Here is an 18362-nt window from a genome sequence, read left to right as displayed (position 1 = left end):
ATCGACTTCGGCACGCGCTCGGGCCAGTGGATAATTTACCGACCGGACGTCAGTCCACCGAGGGCGCGCTGTATATCCGTCAACAAATCTTCGGTGTCCTCGATGCCGCACGAGATCCGGACAAACCCTTCGCTGACCTGATCTCCCCACCGAGCTCGCCGATCAGCTGTGGTGTGGATGCCACCGAAACTGGTCGCAGAAGTAACAAGTTCACTTGCCGAGACAAAGGAATGGAAAGCCGCCGCGGATTCCAATTCGATGCTCACCAGACCGCCGAACCTGTGCATCTGCTCCGACGCAACGACGTACGACGGATCGGTGTGCAGCCCCGGGTAACGGACGGACATGACAGCCGGATGGCCGGACAACATGTCGGCGAGCGCCTGAGCATTGTCACAGTGTCGGCCGAATCGCAGGCCGGCCGTTCCGAGACTGCGATGCGCCAGCCATGTTTCGAATGGACCGAGCACCGTCCCGGACAGCAGACGCTCGCGCTCGACCTTCGCGGCTATGTCCGCGTCGGCCGTGGCGATGTAACCCATCAACAGATCGCTGTGCCCGCTCAGCGCTTTTGTTCCGCTGGCCACCACGACGTCCGCTCCCAGTTCGAGAGGACGTTGACCGAGCGGAGTCGGGGTCGTGTTGTCCACCACAAGGATTGCTCCGACGCGGTGGCACACCACGGCCAACGCCCGAAGATCGACAACGTCGAGCATCGGATTGGACGGCGTCTCCGCGACCACGACAATGCGTCCCGGCAACCCAGACAGCAACTCCGGGAAACTCGCATCACCCATGCCCGTCGTCGACACCTCGCGAACGCCGATGCCCAGTAGAGCCAGGGCTTCCTCCGCGTAACGACGCACCTGGTAATAGCCGTCCGACGGAACGACGACGGTATCGCCGGCCTGAAGTAGGCTGCGCAACGTCACCGTGACGGCCGACATTCCTGACCCTGTGACAACGACGTGATCTGCACCTTCAAGGATGCCGAGCGCCGCCTCGAGGCCACGCCACCCCGGATTCGATGCCCGGGCATACGTGTCGCTCTCGCTCCCCTCGTCCTCCGAAAGCTGGTACGGCGCAGCAAATACCGGACCCAACTGCATGGGCTGACCAGGGCTGTGCGCACTCCCGACGCTGCTCACGCACCGGGTGGAATCGCCGTAGCCGTCTGCTGACGTCATTCCGGCTTGGTCCGCCGGCCGAGCAGTTGGCCGATCGCCTCGCTGACCGCTATCCCCTCGTGGCAGACGCGGTGGACGGCATCGGTCAACGGCATTTCGACGTCGTATCCGGCAGCGAGTGCGCGCACGGACGTGCACGATTTCACGCCCTCGGCTACCTGACCGTTGGTGGCCTGCTGCGCCGATTCCATGGAGCCGCCGCGGCCGAGGTGCTCACCGAACGTCCGGTTTCGTGACAGCTCCGACGTGCACGTCGCAACGAGATCGCCGACGCCGGCCAACCCCGAAAACGTGGATGCCTGGCCACCGAGCGCGACGCCCAGTCGGATCGTCTCGGCCAGTCCGCGCGTGATGATGCTGGCAACAGTGTTGTCGCCGAAACCGCTGCCTGCCGCCATGCCGCATGCCAACGCGATCACGTTCTTGCACGCGCCGCCGATTTCACAACCGATCACGTCGGAGTTGGTGTACGGCCTGAAATATCCTGTGGCACAAGCATCTTGAAGTGCCAAGGCACGGGAAGAATCGGTGCAGGCGATGACCGTCGCCGCCGGTTGACGGCTCGCGATCTCACGCGCGAGATTCGGTCCGGACAGCACGGCGACACGGCCGGGTTCGACGCCGGTAACCGACACGATCACCTGGCTCATCCGCATCAAGGTGCCGGTTTCGATGCCCTTGGCCAGACTCAACAGGGTGGCATTCGGACCTATCGAATCCTTCCACTGCTCGAGGTTCCCCCGCAGCGACTGCGACGGGACCGCCAGAACGACGAAGTCTGCTCCCTCCATCGCTTCCTCGTGACGATCCGTCGCACGAATCGACTCGGGCAGCGCGATACCGGGTAGGTAGTCACTGTTCTCGTGCGTCGCGTTGATCCTGTCGGCGACTTCCTTCCGGCGAGCCCACATCGTCACCTCGGTGCCGGCCTCGGCCATGACCTTCGCCAGCGCCGTTCCCCATGAGCCTGCACCCAATACTGCTGCCTTACTCACACAGTCACCTCGTCTACCCCTCGTGACGTTCGCCAAGACGCCGGTTGTGTTGCGACCCGGCAATGAAATCGCCTGCACAGACTATCGCCCGGACCGAACTGGAGTCGCCAGACGCCCCGGTGAGACAGGCAGAGACAGACATGTCGGCAACCGACTGGCAAGATCGAAGGATGACCAGTGCGAGGCCGAGCGCAACCAGATCGGAACGTCCGCGCCCGATGCATGCCATTGTCGCGGTGAAGGACCTCCGATCCGCGAAGTCCAGGCTGGCCGCCGAACTCGACGTCGACGCCCGTGCCGATCTTGTTCTCGCGATGCTTCACGACACTCTCACCACGGTTACGGGTGTACCTGCCATCGACGGCGTCACTGTCGTGACTCCGGATCCGACAGTCGCCGCACTCGCGTACGCCGCGGGAGTAAACGTGTACGCCGATCCAGATTCGAGTAGGTCCACCGAGAATTCACTCAACTCTGCCCTCGACGCAGCGGCCACGCACATCCGCACCGAACATGGCACTGTGGATCTTGTTGTCATCCAAGCGGATCTTCCGTCGCTCCAACCAGACGAACTGCTCGAAGCCCTCGACGCCGCCCGCGCCGGTGGCCGTTCCATCGTCGTCGATCACCACGGAACCGGGACCGCGGCCCTGTTCTCGTGTGATCCCGATCTGCCGCTCGATCCACGATTCGGCCCCGAATCCGCGCGTGGCCACACGGATTCCGGCGCCAGGCGTCTCACCGGAGAGTGGCCGGGCCTTCGCACCGACGTCGACACCGCAACAGATCTCGACACCGCCCGCGCACTCGGCGTCGGACCGGCAACACTCGCGTCGTTGACACGCTTCCATCGCGCCACGTCCAAAACGCATTGACCTTTTTCGATCATCAATTGTCGAAGCGCGCAATTGTGGGGGATGATCGACAGGTGAGCAACGGCGAAGCACTCGAGCACCGCAAGTCCGCAAACAACGTAGAGACCACACCGCCAGAACTTGGCGACACCAACACCGCAAAAACCGGTGACGGGCAGCAGCCTTCGACACCGCAGCCTTCGGCGCGACCACCGGTCAGTGGATCGCCGACGCACATACCGAGTGCGCCGCCGGCAGCCACGAAGGCAATTCCCGCAGTCCTTCTCGGTGGCTTACCCGAAGACCGCTACCTCAACCGTGAACTCAGTTGGCTCGACTTCAACGCCCGCGTTCTCGCGTTGGCAGCCGACGAGTCACTCCCCCTCCTCGAACGCGCAAAGTTCCTCGCTATCTTCGCGTCCAACCTCGACGAGTTCTTCATGGTTCGTGTTGCCGGTCTCAAGCGCCGCGACGAAACCGGTCTGTCCGTCCGCTCTGCCGACGGACTCTCACCGCGCGAACAGTTGGCTCTCATCGCGCAGCGGACACAGGAACTTGCCGACAAGCACGCACACGTCTTTCTCGATTCCGTTCGCCCTGCCCTAGCGGCAGAAGGAATCTCGATCGTTCGCTGGTCCGACCTCAGCGACGACGATCACGAACGCCTCTCGGTGCATTTCACCGAACAGGTGTTCCCCGTTCTGACTCCACTCGCCGTCGACCACGCGCACCCCTTCCCGTACATCAGCGGGCTGAGTCTCAACCTCGCAGTGACGGTGAAGGATTCCCTGACGGGCGGTGAGCACTTCGCCCGAGTGAAGGTTCCCGACAACGTCGGCCGCTTCGTTCGCGTCAAGAGCACCACCTCGTCGATCGACTCGTTCATCCCGTTGGAAGAGCTGATCTCGGCGCACCTCGATGTTCTGTTCCCCGGAATGGAAATCGTGGAGCACCACGCCTTCCGGATCACACGCAACGCCGACTTCGAGGTCGAGGAGGATCGCGACGAGGACCTCCTGCAGGCGCTGGAGCGCGAACTTGCCCGTCGCCGTTTCGGATCACCGGTCCGTCTCGAAGTTGCCGACGACATGACCGAACACATGCTCGACTTGTTGCTTCGTGAACTCGACGTCGACCCCGCCGACGTGATCGAGGTTTCCGGTCTGCTCGACTTGTCCTGCCTCTGGCAGGTTTACGCCGTCGACCGCCCGGCCCTCAAGGACGCACCTTTCGTTCCGGCGACGCACCCGGCGTTCGGTGAACGCGAAACACCCAAGAGCGTGTTCTCCACTCTTCGTGATGGCGACGTACTCGTCCATCACCCGTACGACTCGTTCTCCACCAGTGTTCAGCGATTCATCGAGCAGGCGGCCGCCGACCCGCAGGTTCTCGCGATCAAGCAAACCCTCTACCGAACGTCCGGTGATTCACCGATCGTCAACGCGCTCATCGACGCCGCTGAAGCCGGCAAGCAAGTTGTCGCTCTCGTCGAGATCAAGGCTCGCTTCGACGAGCAGGCCAACATCAAGTGGGCTCGCAAACTCGAACAGGCCGGCGTGCACGTCGTCTACGGCCTGGTCGGACTCAAGACTCATTGCAAGACATGCCTCGTGGTTCGGCGTGAAGGCTCGACTATCCGGAGGTACTGCCACATCGGTACCGGCAACTACAACCCCAAGACTGCGAGGTTGTACGAGGACGTCGGATTGTTCACAGCCGCACCGGAGGTCGGCGCCGACCTCACGGACCTCTTCAATTCGCTGACCGGCTACTCCCGCAAGACCAACTACCGCAACCTTCTGGTCGCGCCGTACGGTGTGCGCCGCGGAATCGTCGAACGTATCGAAGCCGAGATCGAGCACAAGCTGGCCGGGCGTGACGCTGCCATCCGCATGAAGGCGAATGCACTTGTCGACGAACAGGTTATCGACGCGCTGTACCGGGCATCCAAGGCCGGCGTGCCCGTGGAGATCGTGGTTCGCGGAATCTGCGCGCTCAAGCCCGGAGTACCGGGACTGAGCGACAACATCGAAGTACGTTCCATTCTCGGACGATTCCTCGAGCACTCACGCATGTTCCATTTCCGGGCCGCCGACGAATTCTGGATCGGCAGCGCAGACATGATGCACCGCAACCTCGATCGCCGAGTGGAGGTGATGGTTCAGGTTACGGATCCCAAGTTGGCGAAGCAGTTGGGCGACATCTTCGATTCCGCGCTCGACCCACGCACCCGTTGCTGGGTACTCCATCCCGACGGAAGTTGGGTCGCCTCCCCCGAACACGGCGAAGATGTACGCGAGCATCAACATGCGTTGATGCGCAGTCGCACATCCAGCGGATCCTGACGGTCGCTGCCATGGCTGACAAACCTGTCAAAGCGAATATCTTTGCCGCCGGCGCAGTGTTATGGCGAAAGGCTCCCGATAATCCGGAGGTCGTCGAAATCGCCGTTGTTCATCGCCCTAAATACGACGACTGGTCTTTTCCCAAAGGCAAACTCGACCCGGGTGAAACATTCCTGACGGCCGCTGTTCGTGAAGTGCAGGAAGAAACGTCGATCACCGGCCGCTTCGGACGTCACCTCGGTGGTGTCACCTATCCGGTTCCTGGGCACCGCAAACTCAAGCGCGTCGAGTATTGGGCCGCAGAAGCCGTCGACGGAGATTTTGGTCCGAACAGCGAAGTGGACGTTCTGCACTGGCTTCCGATCGACGAAGTCCCTGACCATCTCTCGTATCCGATGGATCGGATGATCCTGCGCCGCTTTGTCTCCGCACCACCCGATACCCGAACCGTGCTGCTGGTCCGTCACGCAAAAGCGGGAAGTCGCAAGCGGTACAAGGGCGACGACACACTTCGCCCCCTCGAGGCCAAAGGCAAGGAACAGGCTGCGGCCTTGGCGTCGCAGTTACGCATTTTCGGTGCGGACACCGTCTATTCTGCCGACCGAACTCGCTGCATCGAAACTGTGATGCCGCTCGCCGAGGCTCTCGGAGTGGAGATCGGGATCGAACCACTTCTGAGCGAAGAAGGATACGCGGAAGATCCAGAAGCTGCCCGTGCGCGGGTACTCGAGATTGCCTCTGCAGGCGGCACACCGGTCATCTGCAGCCAAGGAGGCGTCATTCCGGATCTGATGGCCTGGTGGAGCGAATCAGCGGGTGTAACACTGCCCTCAGCGCGCAACCGCAAGGGCAGCACCTGGGTTCTCTCGCTCGTGGGCGACCGACTGATCGCGGCTGATCATCTCGACAGCCCGCTCCCGAAAGTCACCAATTAGAAAAGAGTACTGAAAACAACGCAAGAGGCGCGGCCCGCGATCGTCATCGCGGGCCGCGCCTCTTGCTTTTACTGCTTGCTTTCCAGCGTCAGGCTTTTCGCCCGAGCGCGACTACTTGGAAGCGCGCTTGGCCGGAGCCTTCTTGGCCGGAGCCTTCTTGGCGGCCGGAGCCTTCTTGGCGGGAGCCTTAGCGGCAACCGTCTTCTTGGCTGCGGTCTTGGCCGGAGCCTTCTTGGCGGGAGCCTTAGCGGCAACCGTCTTCTTGGCTGCGGTCTTGGCCGGAGCCTTCTTGGCGGGAGCCTTGGCGGCAACCGTCTTCTTGGCTGCGGTCTTGGCCGGAGCCTTCTTGGCGGGAGCCTTAGCGGCAACCGTCTTCTTGGCTGCCGTCTTTGCCGGAGCCTTCTTGGCTGCCGTCTTCTTGGCTGCTGCCTTCTTAGCTGCTGCCTTCTTGGCTGCTGCCTTGGTGGCCGGTGCTGCTACGCCGCGCTTGACTGCCGGGCCGCTGGCCGGAAGCTTCTGGCCGCCAGCGATAACCGCCTTGAACTGTGCGCCCGGACGGAAAGCCGGAACCGACGTCGGCTTGACCTTGACGGTCTCGCCCGTACGCGGGTTACGTGCGACACGTGCCGCACGACGACGCTGCTCGAAGACACCGAAGCCGGTGATGGTCACGCTCTCGCCACGGTGGACGGCGCGGACGATGGTGTCCACGACGTGCTCCACTGCATCGGTTGCTGTGCGCCTGTCCGAACCCAGCTTCTCAGTCAGAACATCGATGAGCTCTGCCTTGTTCATTGAAATTCCTCCGCAAATAATGGTCCACCGTAGGACCGACTGAGAACTACGGTAAACCTGATAACGGCAAGAGTCTATGTGCCACGCCAATTCTCAATCAACGTAGCCCCGAAATCGTGACCTATTTCTCTTCTTGCCCGCTATCCCTGACTTCCGTTCAGCCCTGGGAAATTTGGGCCGGGAGGGTAGTCGGTTTCCATGACGGCCTTGACTTTTCGAACTCGGAAATCGCCTCTACCTGGCGCAATGTCAGTCCGATGTCGTCGAGACCCTCGAGCAGACGCCACCTTGTGTAGTCGTCAATACTGAAGGGCACCACCGTTGTTCCGGCACTCACTGTCCGGTTCTCGAGGTCGACGGTCAATTCCAGTCCGGGCTGTTCTTCGAGCAATTTCCACAGCAGTTCGACGTCGCTCTGCTCCACCTGCGCGGCCAGCAGGCCCGCTTTTCCGGCGTTGCCGCGGAAGATATCTGCGAAGCGCGACGCGATCACAACGCGAAAACCGAAGTCGGATAGCGCCCAAACGGCATGCTCTCGCGACGAACCTGTTCCGAAATCCGGACCGGCAACCAGGACACTGCCCTTGTCGTACGGCGCGTGATTGAGGATGAAGTTCGGATCGGTGCGCCAGCCGGCGAACAATCCGTCCTCGAACCCGGTGCGCGTCACGCGTTTCAGATAAACAGCCGGAATGATCTGGTCGGTGTCGACGTTCGAGCGCCGCAGCGGTACGCCGATTCCCTTGTGCGTGCTAAAGGATTCCATCAAAATTCTCCTCGAGTGTTAGGTACGTCAGACCAGATCGGACGGTGCCGACAACGTTCCACGGACGGCGGTGGCGGCAGCGACGAGCGGAGAAACCAGATGTGTCCGCCCGCCTTTGCCTTGACGGCCTTCGAAATTCCGGTTCGACGTCGAAGCCGAACGCTCGCCCGGCGCCAACTGATCCGGGTTCATACCCAGGCACATCGAGCAGCCGGCCTGGCGCCACTCTGCTCCTGCGGCAACAAAGATGTCGCCAAGGCCTTCACTTTCGGCCTGCGCGCGCACCCGCATCGAACCGGGAACGATCAGCATCCGAACACCTTCTGCGACATGGCGACCCTCGAGAACGCCGGCGACCTCACGCAGATCTTCGATTCGACCGTTGGTGCAGGAACCGACGAAGACGGTGTCGACCGAGACCTCACGCAGCGGCATTCCGGCGTCGAGTCCCATGTAGGTGAGCGCCTTCTCGGCTGCCTGACGTTCGTTCTCTTCGACGATTTCTTCCGGATTCGGAACACGGTCACCGAGCGGCGCACCCTGTCCCGGGTTGGTTCCCCACGTGACAAAAGGCGTCAGAGCACTGGCGTCGATGTGGACTTCGTTGTCGAATTCCGCTCCGTCGTCGGTCTTCAGCAGTTCCCAAGCAGCCACTGCTGCATCCCAGTCCGCGCCGGTCGGCGCGTGCGGACGTCCCTTGATGAACTCGTACGTGATCTCGTCCGGGGCGATCATGCCGGCACGTGCACCGGCCTCGATCGACATGTTGCAGATGGTCATACGCGCTTCCATCGACAGTTTCCGGATCGCCTCGCCGCGGTACTCGAGGACATATCCTTGGCCACCGCCGGTGCCGATCTTGGCGATGACAGCAAGAATCAGGTCCTTACTCGTGACGCCAGGCGGCAATTCACCGTCGACGGTGATCGCCATCGTCTTGAAGGGGCGCAACGACAATGTCTGCGTTGCCATCACATGCTCGACCTCGCTGGTGCCGATTCCCATTGCGAGAGCGCCGAAAGCGCCGTGGGTCGAGGTGTGCGAATCGCCGCACACGACGGTGGTTCCCGGCTGAGTCAGTCCGAGCTGTGGGCCGACCACATGCACAATGCCCTGATCCAGATCGCCCATGCGGTGCAAGCGAACTCCGAACTCTTCACAATTTCGGCGCAGAGTGTCGACCTGTGTCTTGGAGACAGGATCGGCGATCGGCTTGTCGATGTCGATCGTCGGGACGTTGTGATCCTCGGTGGCGATCGTCAGATCGGGACGGCGCAACTTCCGTCCGGCCAACCGCAATCCGTCGAATGCCTGCGGGCTTGTCACTTCGTGGACGAGGTGGAGATCGATGTAGATAAGGTCGGGATTCTGTCCCTCGCCTTTCACTACAACGTGGTCGTCCCACACCTTCTCGGCGAGAGTGCGTGCTTTCTGTGCCATGTCTTCCACCTCTGTACGTAGCCTCGCGTCGGCGAACTACGGGCTGGCCCGCCGCGCGTGAAATGTAAGTCCGACAGCCCAACAGTTCTCATGCTGCGCATCAAATTCTCGAAAGTGGATGCTGCTGACCTGTCGAAGATCATGCGCTACTATCCCACTATGCGAGAACTTGGTATCGACCTATGAGACAGCATAGCGGCATCGGCGTGCTGGACAAAGCAATGGGCGTGCTCCATGCAGTAGCCGAGGAACCGTGCAGCCTCTCCGAACTCTGTGCGCGCACAGGCCTGCCAAGGGCCACCGCACACCGCCTTGCCGTCGGCCTCGAGGTCCATCGACTTCTCGCCCGCGACTCCGACGGCCTGTGGTGCCCCGGCCCCGGCCTCGCCGAATTGGCTGCCACTGCCAATGATCCTCTGATCGCCGCGGCGGGGCTCATCCTCCCCCGCTTGCGTGAGATCACCGGCGAGAGCGTGCAGCTGTACCGACGCGAAGGTACGGCACGCGTCTGCGTCGCATCGATGGAACCGCCGACCGGCTTGCGTGACACCGTCCTGGTCGGCGCGCGCCTGCCGATGAATGCCGGCTCGGGTGCCAAGGTCCTTCTCGCATGGGCAGATCCGCAGACTCAGCGCGCGGTTCTGGCCGACGCGACCTTCGGAGAGCGCGTACTTCTCGAAGTTCGCCGGCGGGGCTGGGCACAGAGTGCGGCCGAGCGCGAACCAGGAGTTGCCAGTGTGGCGGCGCCGGTACGGGACAGCTCCGGCACTGTCGTGGCGGCGATTTCGGTATCCGGACCGATCGACCGGATGGGTAGGCGCCCGGGCGCACGGTGGGCAGCCGACCTTCTCGCGGCGGCAGAAGCGCTGCACAAGCGCCTGTAATCGGACACGTAATCATGTAATCCGTGCCACAGTAAGAACTTCAGGAGTACCCGCAGCCCGAGGAGATCACTGCCGTCATGACCGGAAAACAACGCAGCCAGATCACGATGACGGAGTCCGAAATCTCGGACTTCGTCGAAAAGAGCCGTACTGCAACGATGGCCACGCTGAGCGGCGACGGCATGCCGCACCTCATCGCGATGTGGTTTGCGATCGTGGACGGCGAGATCTGGTTCGAGACCAAGGCCAAATCCCAGAAAGCCGTTAACCTACGACGCGACCGGCGGATGTCGGTCTTGATCGAGGACGGTCTCACGTACGACACTCTCCGCGGCGTCTCGATGGAGGGCGTCGGAGAAATAGTCGACGACCCCGACGCCTTGTTCGCGGTCGGCATCAGCGTCTGGGAGCGGTACACCGGGCCTTACTCCGACGATCTACGACCAGCAGTCGACGCCATGCTCCACAAACGCGTCGCGGTACGCTTCATCCCCGAGCGCACACGGTCCTGGGACCACCGCAAACTCGGAATGCCGGCGATGCCGTTGTCCGGGTCTACAGCTCCCGCTCCTGAAGGCGTAGCTTGACCACAGGCCCAAAATCCAAGGAGCACACAGATGAGCGAGCAGGACAGTACCAATCCGGAATCCGAAACGACGTCTGAATCGGAAACACCGGCGGAGGCCAACAAGCGCAAGTTCCGCGAAGCACTCGAGCGCAAGAACCACAGCAACGCCACTGCAGCCGATCATCGCGACGGTCAGTCGAAGGTCCACAGCACGCATGGTTCCGCTGATCACAAACGCGAATTCCGTCGCAAGAGCGGATAGGCACGCGGCCATCCCGAAGATGAGATGACAATCACCCCAGTCGATTTCGACTGGGGTGATTGTTTTGTGGCGCCACTGTTCACTGATTGAGCGCATAACAAGAAAGACCCTCCGATCAGATGATCGAAGGGTCTTTCTTTTGTAGCCCCGACGGGATTCGAACCCGCGCTACCGCCTTGAGAGGGCGGCGTCCTAGGCCGCTAGACGACGGGGCCAGGACACGCTTTAAGCATGTTCTATTTTTTCGCACTTCAAGAACTTCCCTTTCGGGCTGTTCTCTGGAAGCTCAGCAAGCTTAGCTTGTCTGAGTCCGGCTGCAAAATCGACCGGATTTTCGCTGGGGTACCAGGACTCGAACCTAGAATGGCGGTACCAGAAACCGCTGTGTTGCCAATTACACCATACCCCAAAGGTCTTGCTTGGCCTTGCTCGCTCCGCTTCGCTGTAATGCTTGGCGGCTCGTCTCCGGCCGAAAAGAAGATTACCAGTACCCCCGCCCCAAATACCAAATCGTATGGTCACGGGACGTTTTTACTTCATTTCCGGCCGGAGACAATCCTATTTAGGCGCTTACTGCTGCCCTACCGGCACGCAACCGGGCAAGAGAGACGTCGCGACCGAGCAATTCCATCGACTCGTACAGCGGAGGGCTGATGTGAGAGCCCGTAATCGCCACCCGGACCGGAGCGAAGGCCTTACGCGGCTTGAGCTCCAGATCCTCGATGAGCGCCTTCTTGAGGGCTTCCTCGATACTTGCCGCCGTCCACTCCGAGACAGCGTCGAGTGCAGCAAGAGACGCGTCCAGTACCGGACCCGCATCTTCCTTCAGGTTCTTGGCCGCAGCAGCAGGATCGAGAGCAAACGACGCCTCGTCGACGAACAGGAACTTCAGCAGATCCCACGCGTCGGACAGAACGACGATGCGGGTCTGCACGAGGTCCGCCGCAACAGTGAACGTCGCTTCGTCCACGTCGGCACTGATGTGGCCGTGCTCGACCAGGAACGACTTCAGTCGGGCCGCGAAGTCGGCCGGCTCGAGCAAGCGAATGTGCTCGGCGTTGATCGCGTCGGCCTTCTTCTGGTCGAACCGTGCCGGATTGGAATTGACCTTGGAGATGTCGAACGCCGCAACCATCTCGTCGAGCGAGAACACGTCGTGGTCGTCCGCGATACTCCATCCGAGCAGAGCCAAGTAGTTCAACAGCCCCTCGGGGATGAACCCGCGGTCACGGTGAATGAACAGGTTGGACTCGGGGTCACGCTTGGAGAGCTTCTTGTTGCCCTGACCCATCACGAAGGGAAGGTGACCGAAGGACGGCGTGAAATCCGCAACACCGATCCGGATCATCGCCTCGTACAGAGCCAACTGCCTCGGAGTGGACGAGAGGAGGTCCTCACCGCGCAGAACGTGCGTGATCTTCATCAACGCATCGTCGACGGGATTGACCAACGTGTAGAGAGGAATGCCGTTGCCGCGCGTCAACGCGAAGTCCGGCACCGTTCCGGCCTTGAACGTGGTCTCGCCGCGAACGAGGTCGTTCCACGTCAGGTCGTGATCAGGCATCCGAAGGCGAACTACCGGCTTACGTCCGTCTGCGATGTACGCCGCGCGCTGCTCGTCGGTGAGATCCCGATCGAAATTGTCGTAGCCGAGCTTCGGATCGCGTCCGGCTGCCTTGTGCCGCGCTTCCACCTCTTCGTTGGTCGAGTACGACTCGTAAGCCTCGCCCGCCGCAAGCAACTTTGCGACGACGTCGAGATGCAGATCACGACGCTCGGACTGGCGGTACGGCGCATGCGGCCCACCGACCTCGGGGCCCTCATCCCATGTCAGACCCAGCCAGCGCAGGGCGTCGAGGATCGCCTGATAAGACTCTTCGCTGTCCCGTTGAGCATCGGTGTCTTCGATGCGGAACACGAAGGTTCCACCGTGATGTCGTGCGAACGCCCAGTTGAAAAGGGCGGTGCGCACCAAACCCACGTGCGGGGTTCCGGTGGGTGACGGACAGAAACGGACGCGTACTTCGCTGTTGGTCATGGCTCACTTGGCTCGGCGATGATGGATGGTCGTACTACAGATTAGTCCCGCCGACTCTTCGTTTTCCCTGAAAGTGGTGAGCGCGCCAACCGTCAGCGCCCGGGGAGCACGTTTATCCGGCTCATGTCGCCGTCGTAATACGCAAGAAGTCGCTTGTCCATGATCGAGCGCCACAACGGCGGGACCCACGCACAGACGATCATGACCGCGTATCCCGCCGGCAACTGCGGTGCGTCGGCGGCGCTGCGAAGGCTCTGGTAGCGCAAACGCGGATTGGCGTGATGATCACTGTGACGCTGCAATTGATAGAGGAACAAATTGCTCACGACATGGTCGCTGTTCCAACTGTCCTCCGGTGAGCAGCGAACGTAGGTACCGTCGTCACGCTTGGCACGGAGCAACCCGTAATGCTCGAGGTAGTTCGCTGTTTCCAGGAAGGTGAATCCGGCAATGGCCTGCACAACGAGCCACGGCGCGATCTCCCAGCCGAATACCGCGATGAGCGAGCCGAACAACACCACACTCATCGCCCATCCATTGAGGATGTTGTTCTTGTAACTCCAGGTGCTCACTCCCGCACGTTCGAGGCGAGCGCGCTCGATCTGCCACCCGGAGCGCAGCCCCCCGATAACGCTCCGCGGCAAGAAGAACCAGAAATTCTCGCGGTACCGCGAACTTGCGGGATCTTCGGGTGTTGCCACCCGCACGTGGTGACCGTGATTGTGTTCGACAAAAAAGTGGCCGTAGAAAGACTGCGCCAGTGCGATTTTGGCCAACCACTTTTCGAGCTTCTCACTCTTGTGGCCCATTTCGTGCGCCGCGTTGATACCAACGCCGGCAACGACTCCGACGGTCATCGCGAGCGCGAACTTCTCCCCCGACGCCATCGGCGAATTCACCCAGCACCAGCACGCAAACACGAGGCCGATGTATTGCAACGGCAGAAACAGGTACGTGCACCAGCGGTAGTAACGATCGGCCTGCAACTCCGGAATCTTCTCGTCCGGCGGACTGTTCCCGTCCTCACCGGCAAGCAGATCGACAAGCGGAATCACAATCACGATCAACCAGGCCCCGACAGCCCAGAACAGACCCAGCGTCAGCTTCTCTACCAGGAACCATGCCGCGAACGGACTGAGCGGTACCAGTAGACCTAGCGGCCACAGATATCGCTTCTTGTCGCGCCACTTCGGTGCTGCGGACTCACTCGGCCCGATCGACCGAGTGCGCCGGTACGCAGTAAAGGCGCCCATGTGCCACAGCCTCCATTTTCCGAAATCTCATTAATACCCCACTGGCATCACACCAGTTATCGACCAGAATACGGATGAACGTTACATTGGCAAACCCAGGGTTATCATCTATACGATTTGCCCTTTTAGTCGTATTTGTTCCTATTCTGGCGATAAACATGCAGGTAAAAATACGCATTCAGGAACTTCTCATTGCGCGTCCGTAACGCTGATTGGACGCAATTGTGATGATAACTACCTCATAACTATTTCACTCGTCTGCAAGGCGGGACAGACAGTTATCAAACCGACAAGAAATCGAAAAGGGGCCTCACCCGTACGGATGAGGCCCCTGATCGAACGTGATGGTCAGCGTTTTGCGATCACCGGGTTGGTGAGCGTGCCGATCCCGGACACCGTGACCGAGACGGAATCGCCGTCAACGATCGGTCCGACCCCGGCCGGGGTGCCCGTGAGGATGACGTCGCCCGGGAGCAGAGTCATGACAGCCGAAATCCACTCGATGATCTTCGGAATGTCGTGCAGAAGGAAAGCAGTGCTGCTGTCCTGCTTGACTGCGCCGTTGACCTCGGTCTTGATGTCGACGTCCGACGGATCCAAAGCCGTTTCGATCCACGGACCGAGCGGGCAGAACGTGTCATGACCCTTTGCTCGGGTCCACTGACCGTCGTGGCGCTGGTGATCGCGCGCAGACACGTCATTGGCAACGGTGTATCCGAGAACAACACTCAGGGCCTTTGCGGCCGGAACGTCCTTGCACGGCTGCCCGATGACGATCGCGAGTTCACCCTCGAAATGCACTTCGGTTGAACTGGGCGGCAACACGATCGGCGCACCGGGGCCGACGATGGATGTGTTGGGCTTGAGGAAGATCACCGGATCTGCCGGCGCCTCGCCGCCCATCTCGGCAACATGATCCGCATAGTTCTTGCCGATGCAGATCACCTTGCTGGCAAGGATCGGCGCCAACAGGCGCACATCGGCTAGTGGCCAACTACGGCCGGTAAAGGTGGGGTTCCCGAACGGGTGCTCGGCAATTTCCTTGGCGACGAGGGCATCCTCTTCACCTTCGATACTGACAAACGCAACACCATCGGGACTGGCAATTCGACCAAGACGCATGTTGGCAAGTCTATCGGGATGCCGGAAACGACTGACGCGCGCAAGCCGTAAGGCTTACGCGCGTCAGAGCCGTGAGACGAATCTTACAGAGCGGCGGTGCTTACAGTGCTGCAGTAATGCGGTCGCCGATCTCGGTGGTGGAGATCGGGCCGTCGCCGCGGGTAGCCAGGTCAGCAGCGACCACAGCCTCGACGCGAGCGGCGTCGTCCTCGCGTCCGAGATGGCGAAGAAGCAGTGCGGCAGAGAGGATCGCGGCGGTGGGATCTGCGATTCCCTTGCCGGCGATGTCCGGGGCACTGCCGTGAACGGGCTCGAACATCGACGGGTTGGTACCGGACGCATCGATGTTTCCGCTTGCGGCCAAACCGATTCCGCCGGTCACCGCGCCGGCCAGGTCGGTGATGATGTCACCGAACAGGTTGTCCGTCACGATGACGTCGAAGCGCGACGGGTCGGTCACCATGTAGATGGTGGCAGCGTCGATGTGGCAGTACGCCGTCTCGACGTCCGGGAACTCCGCTCCGACGGTCTCGATCGCACGCGTCCAGATCGCTCCCGCGTTGGAAAGCACGTTGGTCTTGTGGATCAGCGTGAGGTGCTTGGAACGCGTCTGCGCCAACGCAAATGCGTAACGAACAACACGCTCGGCGCCGAACCAGGTGTTGATCGACACCTCGGTCGCGATCTCGTGATCGGTGCCGACGCGGATGGCGCCGCCGTTACCGGTGTACGGGCCCTCGGTGCCTTCACGAACCACGACGAAGTCGATCTCGGGCTGCGCCGCGAGCGGCGACGTGGCACCCGGGTACAGCTGCGCCGGACGGAGGTTGACGTGATGATCGAGCTGGAAACGCATGTTCAGCAGCAAACCGCGCTCGAGGATGCCCGGCGCAACGATCCGCGGATCGCCGATGGCGCCCAACAGGATTGCGTCGTGCTGACGGATCTGGTCCAGCTCGTCTGCAGGCAGCAGTTCACCGGTGGCGTTGTAGCGACGGGCACCGAGATCGTATTCGGTGGTTTCCAGATCGGGGACCAACTTGCCGAGCACCTTGAGTGCTTCAGCTGTGACCTCGACACCGATTCCGTCACCGGGAATGACCGCAAGCTTCATTGAATCCTCATTCGGTAGAACTGTGCGCCTTCATCAACCGCAAGGGTTGACAAAGGCGCACAGTGAAAACAATCAGGAAAGGTCGACCTGGGCAACGCGGGCGTCGAGCTGCGAGACGATTGCCTCGACATCGGCGTCGGAGACAACCTTGTCGACGCGCAGGATCGCCGTTGCGCCTTCGCCTTCGGCGTCCTGGCTCAGTGCTGCGGCGAGGATGTCGATGCCGGAGTTACCGAGGACGGTACCGAGCACACCGAGAACACCCGGGCGATCGCCGTAGTGGACAACGATGTTGTGACCCTCGGCGCGCAGGTCGAAGCTGCGGCCGTTGATGCTGACGATCTTCTCGACCTGCTGCAGGCCGGTGAGTGCGCCCGTGACGGAGGTGACGGTGCCGTCGGCGGCAACTGCACGAACCTCGACTGCGCTGCGGTGAGCGAGTGCCTCGGAGTGCTTTTCGACGGACACGGTGACGCCGCGCTGCTCGGCGAGTGCCGGAGCGTTGACGAACGTGACAGCCTCGTCGCTGCTTGCGGAGAACACGCCGCGCAGAGCAGCGAGGCCGAGGATGTCGACGGTTTCAGCGGACAGCTCGCCGGAGGCGACAACCTGGACCGTCTGAACAGCTTCGGGAGACAGCGTCGCAGCAAGGAGACCGAGCTTGCGGACGAGCTCGAGCCACGGAGCAACTTCTTCGCCGACCGGGCCACCGGAGACGTTGACTGCCTCGGGGACGAAGTCGCCGGCCAGAGCCAGGAGAACGCTCTTGGCGACGTCAATGCCTGCACGGTCCTGAGCTTCGGACGTCGAAGCACCGAGGTGCGGGGTGACGACGACGTTCTCGAGGCCGAAGAGCTTGGAGTCGGTGCAAGGCTCGGTGTTGAACACATCGAGACCGGCGCCGCGAACCTTGCCGGAGACCAGAGCGTCGTACAGCGCATCTTCGTCGATCAGTCCACCGCGAGCGGCGTTGACGATGATGACGCCGTCCTTGGCGCGGGAGAGACGCTCGGCGTTGATCAGGCCGGCCGTTTCCTTGGTCTTGGGGAGGTGAACGGAGATGAAGTCCGCACGCTCGACGAGCTCGTCGATGGTGACCAGTTCGATGCCGAGCTGCGCTGCGCGAGCTGCGGGCAAGTAGGGGTCGTACGCGATGATGGTGGTTTCGAACGCGGCGAGACGCTGTGCGAACAGCTGGCCGATGCGGCCGAGGCCGACAACGCCGACGGTCTTGCCGAGGATCTCGACGCCGTTGAACTTGCTGCGCTTCCAGGTGCTTTCGCGCAGGGTCTTGTCTGCGGCGGGGATCTGGCGAGCCGTCGACATGAGCAGAGCAACTGCGTGCTCGGCTGCCGAGTGGATGTTGGAGGTCGGTGCATTGACGACCATCACGCCGCGCTCGGTGGCTGCGGGGATCTCGACATTGTCCAGGCCGACACCGGCGCGGCCGATGATCTTCAGCTTGGTGCCTGCGGCCAGAACCTCGGCGTCGACGGTGGTGGCGGAGCGAACAAGAATCGCGTCGGCATCGGGCACAGCTGCGAGCAGGGCAGCGCGGTCGGGTCCGTCGACCCACCGCACCTCCACACCGTCGCCGAGTGCCTCGACTGTGGACGGCGCGAGCTTGTCTGCGATCAGAACAACGGGGCGGCCAGGCTGGCTCACGTGCAAACTCCCTGATTAGGTGGGTGTGGGGGTGGTTTAACCCCCAGTAGTTTAGTGCGCGCCGTCTCGGCGTCCACAACTCGGTAGGCAATACCACATAGTGGACACTTTTGCGGGCGAATTCTCAATGAGAATTACG

General features: G+C 61.6%; 16 protein-coding genes and 2 tRNA genes. 6 read left to right on the top strand and 12 right to left on the bottom strand.

The genetic code is table 11. The features are described from left to right. Positions 1 to 35: 35 nt before the first annotated feature. Positions 36 to 1187 (bottom strand): cystathionine gamma-lyase, encoded by a 1152-nt coding sequence (locus tag C7T36_RS18935; RefSeq protein WP_045067169.1) that lies wholly within the window; start codon positions 1185 to 1187, stop codon positions 36 to 38. Next, the gene (locus C7T36_RS18930; protein WP_033236574.1) at positions 1184 to 2182 is read right to left on the bottom strand and encodes an NAD(P)H-dependent glycerol-3-phosphate dehydrogenase; all 999 of its coding nucleotides are present in this window, start codon (positions 2180 to 2182) and stop codon (positions 1184 to 1186) included. The genes C7T36_RS18935 and C7T36_RS18930 overlap by 4 nt, the downstream gene beginning before the upstream one ends. Positions 2183 to 2352: 170 nt before the next feature. Here C7T36_RS18930 and cofC point away from each other — a divergent pair, with 170 nt between their 5' ends. The 3 genes from cofC (at position 2353) to C7T36_RS18910 (ending at position 6316) form a co-directional block, all read left to right on the top strand. Further along, entirely contained in the window at positions 2353 to 3057 is a 705-nt protein-coding gene (gene cofC, locus C7T36_RS18920; protein WP_033236612.1) for a 2-phospho-L-lactate guanylyltransferase, read from the top strand. Between the two features lie 215 nt (positions 3058 to 3272). Beyond that, the gene (locus tag C7T36_RS18915; RefSeq protein ID WP_230590374.1) at positions 3273 to 5381 is read left to right on the top strand and encodes an RNA degradosome polyphosphate kinase; all 2109 of its coding nucleotides are present in this window, start codon (positions 3273 to 3275) and stop codon (positions 5379 to 5381) included. An 11-nt stretch (positions 5382 to 5392) separates the two neighbouring features. Continuing rightward, complete coding sequence (locus tag C7T36_RS18910; RefSeq protein ID WP_045067168.1) at positions 5393 to 6316, top strand: bifunctional NUDIX hydrolase/histidine phosphatase family protein; 924 nt, start codon at positions 5393 to 5395, stop codon at positions 6314 to 6316. 111 nt (positions 6317 to 6427) lie between these two features. Here C7T36_RS18910 and C7T36_RS18905 read toward each other — a convergent pair whose 3' ends face one another. From C7T36_RS18905 to leuC, 3 genes are all read right to left on the bottom strand, one after another. After that, positions 6428 to 7111, bottom strand: coding sequence for an HU family DNA-binding protein (locus tag C7T36_RS18905; protein ID WP_033236577.1), 684 nt, complete (start codon positions 7109 to 7111; stop codon positions 6428 to 6430). Positions 7112 to 7268: 157 nt separating this feature from the next. Further along, positions 7269 to 7877, bottom strand: a complete 609-nt coding sequence (gene leuD, locus C7T36_RS18900) for a 3-isopropylmalate dehydratase small subunit (protein WP_033236578.1) — start codon at positions 7875 to 7877, stop codon at positions 7269 to 7271. A 27-nt stretch (positions 7878 to 7904) separates the two neighbouring features. Continuing rightward, positions 7905 to 9317, bottom strand: a complete 1413-nt coding sequence (gene leuC / locus C7T36_RS18895; RefSeq protein ID WP_033236579.1) for a 3-isopropylmalate dehydratase large subunit — start codon at positions 9315 to 9317, stop codon at positions 7905 to 7907. 182 nt (positions 9318 to 9499) lie between these two features. On the opposite strand from leuC, the gene C7T36_RS18890 reads away from it, so the two are divergent. The 3 genes from C7T36_RS18890 to C7T36_RS18880 all read left to right on the top strand — a co-directional run bounded on the left by C7T36_RS18890 (position 9500) and on the right by C7T36_RS18880 (position 11031). After that, the gene (locus C7T36_RS18890) at positions 9500 to 10201 is read left to right on the top strand and encodes an IclR family transcriptional regulator (protein ID WP_033236580.1); all 702 of its coding nucleotides are present in this window, start codon (positions 9500 to 9502) and stop codon (positions 10199 to 10201) included. Positions 10202 to 10278: 77 nt separating this feature from the next. Beyond that, on the top strand, positions 10279 to 10788 hold the full coding sequence (locus C7T36_RS18885; protein WP_045067166.1) for a pyridoxamine 5'-phosphate oxidase family protein: 510 nt from the start codon (positions 10279 to 10281) through the stop codon (positions 10786 to 10788). A 30-nt stretch (positions 10789 to 10818) separates the two neighbouring features. Further along, positions 10819 to 11031: a DUF5302 domain-containing protein gene (locus tag C7T36_RS18880; protein WP_033236582.1), complete on the top strand. Its 213-nt coding sequence runs from the start codon at positions 10819 to 10821 to the stop codon at positions 11029 to 11031. Between the two features lie 142 nt (positions 11032 to 11173). Here the strand turns inward: C7T36_RS18880 and C7T36_RS18875 are convergent. The 7 genes from C7T36_RS18875 to serA form a co-directional block, all read right to left on the bottom strand. Then, positions 11174 to 11246, bottom strand: a tRNA-Glu gene (locus tag C7T36_RS18875). A gap of 122 nt (positions 11247 to 11368) precedes the next feature. Further along, positions 11369 to 11440 (bottom strand) — tRNA-Gln (locus C7T36_RS18870). Positions 11441 to 11593: 153 nt separating this feature from the next. Next, the gene (gene gltX, locus C7T36_RS18865; protein WP_033236583.1) at positions 11594 to 13069 is read right to left on the bottom strand and encodes a glutamate--tRNA ligase; all 1476 of its coding nucleotides are present in this window, start codon (positions 13067 to 13069) and stop codon (positions 11594 to 11596) included. A gap of 92 nt (positions 13070 to 13161) precedes the next feature. Next, positions 13162 to 14322, bottom strand: coding sequence for an alkane 1-monooxygenase (locus C7T36_RS18860; RefSeq protein WP_045067164.1), 1161 nt, complete (start codon positions 14320 to 14322; stop codon positions 13162 to 13164). 348 nt (positions 14323 to 14670) lie between these two features. Further along, positions 14671 to 15444, bottom strand: a complete 774-nt coding sequence (locus tag C7T36_RS18855; RefSeq protein WP_033236584.1) for a fumarylacetoacetate hydrolase family protein — start codon at positions 15442 to 15444, stop codon at positions 14671 to 14673. A gap of 100 nt (positions 15445 to 15544) precedes the next feature. Next, on the bottom strand, positions 15545 to 16558 hold the full coding sequence (locus C7T36_RS18850; RefSeq protein WP_033236585.1) for a 3-isopropylmalate dehydrogenase: 1014 nt from the start codon (positions 16556 to 16558) through the stop codon (positions 15545 to 15547). A gap of 72 nt (positions 16559 to 16630) precedes the next feature. Continuing rightward, positions 16631 to 18223, bottom strand: coding sequence for a phosphoglycerate dehydrogenase (gene serA / locus C7T36_RS18845; protein ID WP_033236586.1), 1593 nt, complete (start codon positions 18221 to 18223; stop codon positions 16631 to 16633). Between the last annotated feature and the right edge of the window lie 139 nt (positions 18224 to 18362).

The organism is Rhodococcus sp. AD45-ID, from assembly GCF_003023755.1.
Classification (GTDB): domain Bacteria; phylum Actinomycetota; class Actinomycetes; order Mycobacteriales; family Mycobacteriaceae; genus Rhodococcus_F; species Rhodococcus_F globerula.
The sequence above is the reverse complement of the archived record's forward strand: the minus strand, read 5'-3'. Positions and strand labels throughout refer to the sequence as shown.

Excerpts from the sequence above, each read along its gene's own strand:
- C7T36_RS18935 (WP_045067169.1), bottom strand. The coding sequence starts at position 1,187 with ATGACGTCAGCAGACGGCTACGGCGATTCCACCCGGTGCGTGAGCAGC.
- cofC (WP_033236612.1), top strand. The coding sequence starts at position 2,353 with ATGACCAGTGCGAGGCCGAGCGCAACCAGATCGGAACGTCCGCGCCCG.
- C7T36_RS18910 (WP_045067168.1), top strand. The coding sequence starts at position 5,393 with ATGGCTGACAAACCTGTCAAAGCGAATATCTTTGCCGCCGGCGCAGTG.
- C7T36_RS18905 (WP_033236577.1), bottom strand. The coding sequence starts at position 7,111 with ATGAACAAGGCAGAGCTCATCGATGTTCTGACTGAGAAGCTGGGTTCG.
- leuD (WP_033236578.1), bottom strand. The coding sequence starts at position 7,877 with ATGGAATCCTTTAGCACGCACAAGGGAATCGGCGTACCGCTGCGGCGC.
- leuC (WP_033236579.1), bottom strand. The coding sequence starts at position 9,317 with ATGGCACAGAAAGCACGCACTCTCGCCGAGAAGGTGTGGGACGACCAC.
- C7T36_RS18890 (WP_033236580.1), top strand. The coding sequence starts at position 9,500 with ATGAGACAGCATAGCGGCATCGGCGTGCTGGACAAAGCAATGGGCGTG.
- C7T36_RS18885 (WP_045067166.1), top strand. The coding sequence starts at position 10,279 with ATGACCGGAAAACAACGCAGCCAGATCACGATGACGGAGTCCGAAATC.
- C7T36_RS18880 (WP_033236582.1), top strand. The coding sequence starts at position 10,819 with ATGAGCGAGCAGGACAGTACCAATCCGGAATCCGAAACGACGTCTGAA.
- gltX (WP_033236583.1), bottom strand. The coding sequence starts at position 13,069 with ATGACCAACAGCGAAGTACGCGTCCGTTTCTGTCCGTCACCCACCGGA.
- C7T36_RS18860 (WP_045067164.1), bottom strand. The coding sequence starts at position 14,322 with ATGGGCGCCTTTACTGCGTACCGGCGCACTCGGTCGATCGGGCCGAGT.
- C7T36_RS18855 (WP_033236584.1), bottom strand. The coding sequence starts at position 15,444 with ATGCGTCTTGGTCGAATTGCCAGTCCCGATGGTGTTGCGTTTGTCAGT.
- C7T36_RS18850 (WP_033236585.1), bottom strand. The coding sequence starts at position 16,558 with ATGAAGCTTGCGGTCATTCCCGGTGACGGAATCGGTGTCGAGGTCACA.